6 protein-coding genes are annotated in these 7,503 nt (G+C 73.1%); 4 read left to right on the top strand and 2 right to left on the bottom strand.

The features are described from left to right. The coding region (locus AN218_RS31985) for an amidase family protein (RefSeq protein ID WP_070020523.1) at positions 1 to 846 on the bottom strand (846 nt) is incomplete at its 3' end. Between the two features lie 279 nt (positions 847 to 1,125). Beyond that, complete coding sequence (locus tag AN218_RS31990) at positions 1,126 to 1,929, bottom strand: IclR family transcriptional regulator (protein WP_079132817.1); 804 nt, start codon at positions 1,927 to 1,929, stop codon at positions 1,126 to 1,128. A 117-nt stretch (positions 1,930 to 2,046) separates the two neighbouring features. On the opposite strand from AN218_RS31990, the gene AN218_RS31995 reads away from it, so the two are divergent. Genes AN218_RS31995 through AN218_RS32010 form a run of 4 tightly spaced genes read left to right on the top strand, consistent with a single transcriptional unit; the run spans position 2,047 to position 7,451 of the window. Further along, positions 2,047 to 3,474, top strand: a complete 1,428-nt coding sequence (locus tag AN218_RS31995) for an MFS transporter (protein WP_070020524.1) — start codon at positions 2,047 to 2,049, stop codon at positions 3,472 to 3,474. Beyond that, entirely contained in the window at positions 3,471 to 5,003 is a 1,533-nt protein-coding gene (locus AN218_RS32000; RefSeq protein ID WP_070020525.1) for a mannitol dehydrogenase family protein, read from the top strand. Before AN218_RS31995 ends, AN218_RS32000 begins: the two co-directional genes overlap by 4 nt. Positions 5,004 to 5,061: 58 nt before the next feature. Beyond that, the gene (locus AN218_RS32005; RefSeq protein ID WP_079132819.1) at positions 5,062 to 6,201 is read left to right on the top strand and encodes an L-idonate 5-dehydrogenase; all 1,140 of its coding nucleotides are present in this window, start codon (positions 5,062 to 5,064) and stop codon (positions 6,199 to 6,201) included. Beyond that, complete coding sequence (locus AN218_RS32010) at positions 6,198 to 7,451, top strand: alpha-hydroxy acid oxidase (protein WP_070020527.1); 1,254 nt, start codon at positions 6,198 to 6,200, stop codon at positions 7,449 to 7,451. Before AN218_RS32005 ends, AN218_RS32010 begins: the two co-directional genes overlap by 4 nt. Positions 7,452 to 7,503: the final 52 nt, after the last annotated feature.

Consider the following 7,503-nt stretch of genomic DNA (forward strand, 5'->3'; position numbering starts at 1 on the left):
CTCCGCGCCGAGCGCGCCCGGGTGCGCGGCGACCCATGCGCCGTCGCACTCCCGCACCTGCGCCGCCTGCGCCACGGAGAAGGACTCCGCGCGCTCCGCCGGGTCGCCGCCCAACTCCCGTACCTCGCGGCGCAGTCCGAGTCGTGAGGCCAGTCCCGCGGCGGCCGTCGTGAACGCCTCGCGCACCTGCGGCACCGCGGGCGCCAGGAGGTCCGGCGCGACGAGGGCCGTACGGAAGGGGCCGTGGTCCTCGCGGGTCCGGTCCGCCGGGGGCAGCAGGACGTCGCCGACGCGGGCGAGGGTGGCGGCGTCCCGTGCGAGCCAGGCGACGGTGTCGAAGTCCGGGGCGAGCGGCAGCATTCCGGTCACGGGGACCGCTCTGTGCGTGGGCCGCATGCCGTACAGGCCGCAGTAGGAGGAGGGGACGCGGATCGACCCGGCGGTGTCGGTGCCGAGTCCGGCGTCCGTCTCGTGAAGGGCGACGGCCGAGGCCGGTCCGCTGGAGGAGCCGCCCGGAATGTGGCCCGGCGCCTGGGGGTTGGGCGGTGTGCCGTAGTGCGCGTTCACACCGTCGAGGCTGTAGGTCAGCTCGTCCGTCTGCGCGATGCCGGTGATCTCGGCGCCCGCGTCGAGGAGGGCGCCGACCGCCCAGGCATGCGTGGATTCGAGTTCCGCTTCGGCGAGCCAGTCGGGGTTTCCGGCGCCGACGCGGTGGCCCGCGATCGCGTACACGTCCTTCACGGCCAGGCGCAGACCGCTGAGCGGGCCGCTGTCGGACGGGGCCAGCAGCGGGGCGCCGCGCTCCCGCCACACGGTCTTCTCCGTACTGGTCTCGGACGTGGTCATGGGGCCTCCGCGTACAGCCGGTCGGTCTCTCACGCTCTGCCGCCGCCGCGGGGTGTGCCGGGGCGGCGTGCGATGTGTACCCGTCTGCGGCGCGCGCCGGACAGACGTCACCTTCCGGGTGCGCTCCGTGCGGAGTGCGGCGCTCCCGCCGTCCGCCGTACCGCCGCCGCTGCCGGCGCACGCTTCCGCTTCCGCCTCCGGTCGCCACCTCTTACGCGTCCGGTCTCCGCGTCGGGTCCGGCGTGTGCCTTCTGCGGGATCCTGCGGGCCCCTGCGGGCTCAGTGTCCGAAGAGCGGTTCCAGCCGGGCCGCGCAATCCCTCAAGGCGCCGCGCAGCGCGAGCAGTTCCTCGCGCGTCACCACGAACGTCACGGTGGAGATGCTGACCGCGCCGACGACCTGGCTGCCCGCGGTGCGCACGGGGACGCCGAGACAGCGCACGTTCGCCTCGTTCTCCTCCTCGTCCAGCGCGAAGCCCTCCTCGCGTACCCGCGACAGCTCCTTCTCCAGCGCCGCGCGGTCGGTGATCGTGGCCTCCGTACGGCTCTGAAGCCCCGTCCGCCGCAGGACCGCGTCCAGTGCCTCCGCGTCCAGACCGGACAGGATGCACTTGCCGATCGCCGTCGAGTGCAGCGGCTGGTACATCCCCACGCGGGAGGCCATGGCGAAGGGCTGGTCGCCCTCGACCTTGTGCGTGTAGATGATGCGGTCGCCGCTGCGCACCCCGACGTGGACGGTCTGCCGTACCTCCTTCTGGAGTTCGACGATGACGCGCTCGATGCTGTCGCCGCCGCCCGCACCGGCGATCGCGGCGCCCATCGCGCGGACCGAGGGACCGATGCCGTAGCTGCCGCCGTCGTGCGCGACCGCCCAGCCCTCCTCGGTCAGAACGCGCAGCAGCCGGTGCGCCGTCGGCTTCGACAGTCCCGCCTCCGCCGCGAGCCGGGCGAGCGGGGCCGGCGCCGGGGACGCGCACAGTGCGTCGATCAGCCGCAGCAGCCGCCGCGGACCTGCGCCGTCGCCGCTGGGATTCCCGGCGCCACCGGCGGACGGGTTCGGCTCGGCCGGGGCGGGAGAAGGCATTGACACCACCAGGGTCTGTCCATAGGTTGCCGCACGATTCTAGTTCACGGAACTCCGTTCCAGGAGCCGGAATTTGCTCCGGAGCGCGGCTCGGTGCGACGTACGTGAGGAGGACGCATGACTGCTCAGGCAGATGTACGGCACCTCTCGGACGTCGCGGCCAGACACGTCCTCGCGAAGCACGGCACCGACACCGGGCGGCGCACCGGCTGGCTGATGATCTCCACGATCCTCATCGAGGCCTGGGACCTGTACGCCATCTCCTTCCTCCTGCTCTTCGTCAAGGAGGATCTGCACCCCAGCGCCGCGATGCTCGGCCTCGCCTCCGCCGCCGTACAGCTCGGGGCGCTCATCGGGGCGGTGTGCGGAGGGTGGTTCGCCGACCGGTTCGGGCGGCGCAAGGTCTTCATCACCACGATGGTGCTCTTCGTGGTGCTCGCCCTGGCCCAGTCCTTCGCCACCAGCATGTGGGAACTGGTCATCATCCGGCTGCTGTTGGGGCTGCCGCTGGGCAGCGACATCTCGACCGGCTACACGTACATCATGGAGACCATGCCGCGCGGCAAGCGCGAGGTCATGGGCAACCGCTGGCAGGGGATGTTCGGCCTCGGCGAGATCGCCGCGATCGCCGTCATCACCGTGATGTATCTGGGCGGCATGGACCACAGCCTGCTGTGGCGCGTCGGCCTCGGTCTCGGCGCGGTGCCCGCGCTCGTGCTGCTGATCGCACGGCTGGACGTGCCCGACACCGCGCTGTGGCTCATCCAGCGCGGCAAGTTCCGGCAGGCGAAGACCGTCGCGAAGAAGATGTTCGACGACGATCTGCCGATGCTGCCCGACGAGGACTTCACGGTGCAGCGCCCGCGCACCCGCGACTTCCTCGCCGGCATCCGCAGGGATCCCGTACGCAGGAAGGCCAGTGTCTTCGCGTGGATCTCCAACGCGATGCAGGGCGCGGAGTTCGCCGCCTTCGCCTTCTATCTGCCGGTGATCCTCGTGCTGACCGGTGTCTCCGGCATCGGCGCCACCAACTTCATCACCGGGGCGATCTATGTCATCGCGACCGTGAGCGGCTTCGTGGCGCCCGTGGTCACCCCGAAGCTCGGCCATCGGGGCATCGCCCGCTGGGGGTTCGGGATGTCGTTCGTGTCGCTGCTGTTCGCGGCGCTCTTCCTCCAGCTCGACTGGAAGCCGCTCGTGCCCTTCGCCGCCGCGGGTCTGATGTGGGGTCACTACTGGGCGGCGTCCAACGGCATGACGATCGCCTCGATGGTCGCGCCGAGCCGCTACAAGGCGACGGCCTCCGGCTTCGGTTACGTCTTCGTCAAGCTCGCCGCCTTCGTGACGATCTTCCTCTTCCCCGTCCTCTTCGAGAGCCTGGGCGTGCCGCTGGCGACGGTCATCGTCTCGGTGCTCTCCCTGACGGGCTATCTGGCCGCCACGTATGTGCTGCCCGAGGTGTACGGGTATGTGGAGCAGGAGGACGCGGGCGGCGGCACGGATACGGCTCCGGCTCCCAAGTCCCTTGCGGAGGAGGGCCCTTGAGCGCATCCGGTGCGGCGGCGAGCGCGTCCGGTGACGGGACGTCCCGCATCCTCCACCTGGGTCTGGGCAACTTCCACCGTGCCCATCAGGCCCTGTACACCGAGGACGCGGGGCGCCACGGCCGCCCCTGGGAGATCACCGGGGTCGCCGGAAGCACCCGCGGCGTGGTCGAAGCCCTGCACCGGCAGGGCATGCGCTACAGCGTCGTCACGCTCGGCCCGCGGCACACGGATGTACGCCAAGTCACCGCCGTCACCGATGCGTTCGTGGCCGCGGACGATCCGCGGCGGGTGCCGCGCGAGATCGCCGACCCCCGTACCCGCGTCGTCTCCCTGACGGTCACCGAGAAGGGGTACGCCGTCAGCCCGCGGACCGGGCGCCTCGACCTCGACGCCCCGGACATCCGTGCCGACCTGGACGGACAGGGGCCGCCGCGCAGCACCGTCGGGCGGCTCGCGGCCGGACTGCTGCGCCGCGCACGGGAGTCGGGCGCCCCCGTCACGGTGCTGAGCTGCGACAACATCACCGCCAACGGCACGACGCTCGCGGGCCTGCTGCGGGACTTCGCCGCCGCCATGCCCTCCCGGGACGGCGCCGAACTGGCCGCCGCCCTCGAGGAGTTCGTCACCTTCCCCGACACGATGGTCGACCGGATCGTCCCGGCGACGACGGACGCCCACCGCCGTACGGCCGCCGAGGCGGGCTTCGCCGACGACGTGCCCGTGCCCGCCGAGCCGTTCACGATGTGGGTCATGCGCGACCGGTTCGCCGCCGGACGGCCCGCGTGGGAGGAGGCGGGGGCCGTGCTGTCCGACCGCGTCCACGACTACGAGCAGATCAAGGTCCGTCTGCTGAACGGCAGTCACTCGCTCCTGGCCTACCTCGGGCTGCTCACCGGACGCGAACTCATCGCCGACGCCGCCGCCGACCCCGCGATCGCACGGGCGGTGGCGCTGCTCGGCGACGAGTACGAGCCGACGCTCACGCTCCCCGACGGCTTCGATGTCACCGCGTACCGCGCCGAGTTGGGCGAACGGTTCGCCAACCGCCGCCTGGGCCACCGCACCGCGCAGGTCGGCGCCGACGGCTCGCTCAAGCTCGCCCAGCGGGTGCCGGGCGCGGCGCTGTGGCATCTGGCGGCCGGCCGGGTGCCCTCCGCGCTCGCGCTCACCGTCGCGGCATGGCTGCGGTGCACGGCGTATCCGGAGGCGCTGGACGCCGGCCGTACGGGAGTTCCGCCGGAGCCCGCGGGCGCGCGGATCCGCGAACTGGCCGCACGCCGCGGCGGTACGGGCGGTACGGGCGGTACGGGCGGTACGGGTGCTGGCGGGCGGGGCGCGCTGCGGCTCGCGCGTGAGGTGCTGACGCACGAGGCCGTCCTCGGCCAACGGCTCGGCGAGCAGGGCGAGTTCGTGGAACGGGTCGCGGAGCTGCTGGACGCGCTGGAGCGCGGCGGGGCGGACGCGGCGGTCCGTGAGGCATACGCGGCCGATGCCGCCGGGCCGCGCGGGCGTCCCGTACCGCCGTGACGATCCGTACGGGAGGACGACCGGCAGCCGTCGGGCACACGGGAAGGGAGGAGCGGCGATGCTGACCGCCGTCGTGCACGGCGCGGGCGATCTGCGCGTCGAGGAGCGCCCCGAGCCCGTCCCGGGGCCCGGCGAGGTGCTCGTCGCGATGACCCACGGCGGCGTCTGCGGCTCGGATCTGCACTACTACCGCGAGGGCGCGGTGGGTTCCTTCGTGCTGCGCGAGCCGCTGGTGCTCGGTCACGAGGTCGTCGGCAGGGTCGCCGAGGACCCGTCCGGGCGGCTGCGCCCCGGCACGGCCGTCGCCGTACACCCCGGCACCTCGTGCGGCAGTTGCCAGGAGTGCCGCGCCGGACACCGCCATGTCTGCCCCGACACCCGCTACTTGGGCTCGGCCGCCGCGTTCCCGCACACACAGGGCGGCTTCGCGCAGCGGCTGGCGGTGGACGCGGAGCGGCTGTACCCCGTGCCCGGCGGACTGCCGCAGTCCCGGGCCGTGCTCGCCGAACCGCTCGCCGTCGCCCTGCACGCGCTGCGCCGCGCGGGCGGAGTCGCCGGGGCGCGCGTCCTCGTCAACGGCTCAGGTCCGATCGGCGCGTTGACGGCCGGGGCGGCGCGGGCGCAGGGCGCCGGGGAGGTGTGGGCGAGCGACGTACGCGCACCGCAATTGCGTATCGCCGAGCGCGCCGGAGCCACCCGTAGGGTCCTCCTCGGTCAAGAGGCCCTTCCCGACGAGCACTTCGACGTGATCGTCGAGGCGTCGGGCGCGCCCTCCGCGCCCGCCGCAGTGCTGGCCGCCGTCCGCAGAAGGGGCGTGATCGTGCAGCTCGGCTCGCCGCCCGCGGGCCCCGTCGGCGTACCGTTCGGGCCGCTGGTCGCCAAGGAGGCCGAGCTGCGCGGCAGTTTCCGCTTCGCGGGCGGACTGGACACGGCCCTCACGATGCTGGCGTCCTCGCCGCATCTCGCGGACGTCGTCACCCGCACCTTCCGACTGCCCGACGCCGTACGGGCGATGGAGACGGCCGCCGACCCCGCCGTACCCGGAAAAGTCGTCCTCCGGCTCGACGACGGTACGGACGACGAGGCCGAGGACGAGACCGAGGACGAGACCGGAGAGGCGAGACAGGCCGCCGCGCGCGAGGGAGCCGCGGCGACGGACGGCACCGCCCGCACCACCACATGGAGAGCAGCCCCATGACGCGACTCGAACGGCGCCTTCCGCGCCCCAAGGACCTGGCGCCCCTGCTGAAGCTGCGCACCCGGCCCAAGGGCGCCGTGGAGCGCAGGCTCGCCGGCGCGCACACCGTCTGGGACCTGCGGCGGATCGCCAAACGCCGTACTCCGGCAGGGCCGTTCGACTACACCGACGGCGCCGCCGACGGCGAGGTGGGCGTACGCCGGGCCCGCGAGGCCTTCGAGGACCTGGAGTTCAGGCCGGGCGTGCTGCGGAACGTCGAGCACGCCGACACCTCCACGACGGTGCTCGGCGGACGGTCGGCGCTGCCCTTCGGCCTCGCGCCCACCGGCTTCACACGCATGATGCACTCCGCCGGCGAACGCGCCGTCGTCGCCGCCGCCGAGCGCGCGGGCATCCCGTATGCGCTCTCCACCGTCGGCACCACCTCCATCGAACAGGTCGCACGGACCGCGCCCGACGCCCGCAAGTGGTTCCAGCTCTATCTGTGGAGGGACCGCGGCCTCTCGCGCGAACTGGTGGCGAACGCGCGGGCCGCCGGGTACGAGGCGCTCATCGTCACCGTCGACGTCCCCGTCAACGGCAACCGCCTCCGCGACCTGCGCAACGGCATGACCATCCCGCCTCAACTGACGCTGCGCACCTTCCTCGACGCCTCGTACCGCTGGGAGTGGTGGCTGAACTTCCTCACCACCGAGCCGTACACCTTCGCCTTCGACAAGGACGGCCACGGCGCCCTCACCGAACTCGTCAGCAAGCTCTACGACCCCACCGTCACCTTCGAGGACCTGGAGTGGATCCGCGAGCAGTGGGACGGCCCGATCCTGGTCAAGGGCATCCAGACCGTCCGCGACGCCGAGGCCGTGATGGCGCACGGCGCGGACGGCGTGATCGTCTCCAACCACGGCGGCCGGCAGCTCGACCGGGCGCCCGTACCGCTGCATCTGCTGCCCGGCATCGCCGCCGCGGTGGGGGACCGCGGCACCGTCATGCTCGACACCGGGATCATGAACGGCGGCGACATCGTCGCGGCGCTGGCGCTCGGAGCCGACTTCGCGCTCGTCGGACGTGCCTATCTCTACGGGCTGATGGCGGGCGGCGAGGCGGGCGTGGCCCGTGCGATCGCCATCCTCGCGGCCGAGACCGAGCGGACGATGAAGCTGCTCGGCGTCACGCGGGTCGACGAACTCGGCCCGGACCACGTGCGGTTGATGACCCGGCGCGCGCCGGTCGCGGTGGACGGCGGGAGCTGAGGGGAGGGGCGCGGGGCCGTACGGCGGCGGGCGGCCCGCCGCGGGGATCGCG

Source organism: Streptomyces nanshensis (assembly GCF_001751255.1).
GTDB lineage: Bacteria > Actinomycetota > Actinomycetes > Streptomycetales > Streptomycetaceae > Streptomyces > Streptomyces nanshensis_A.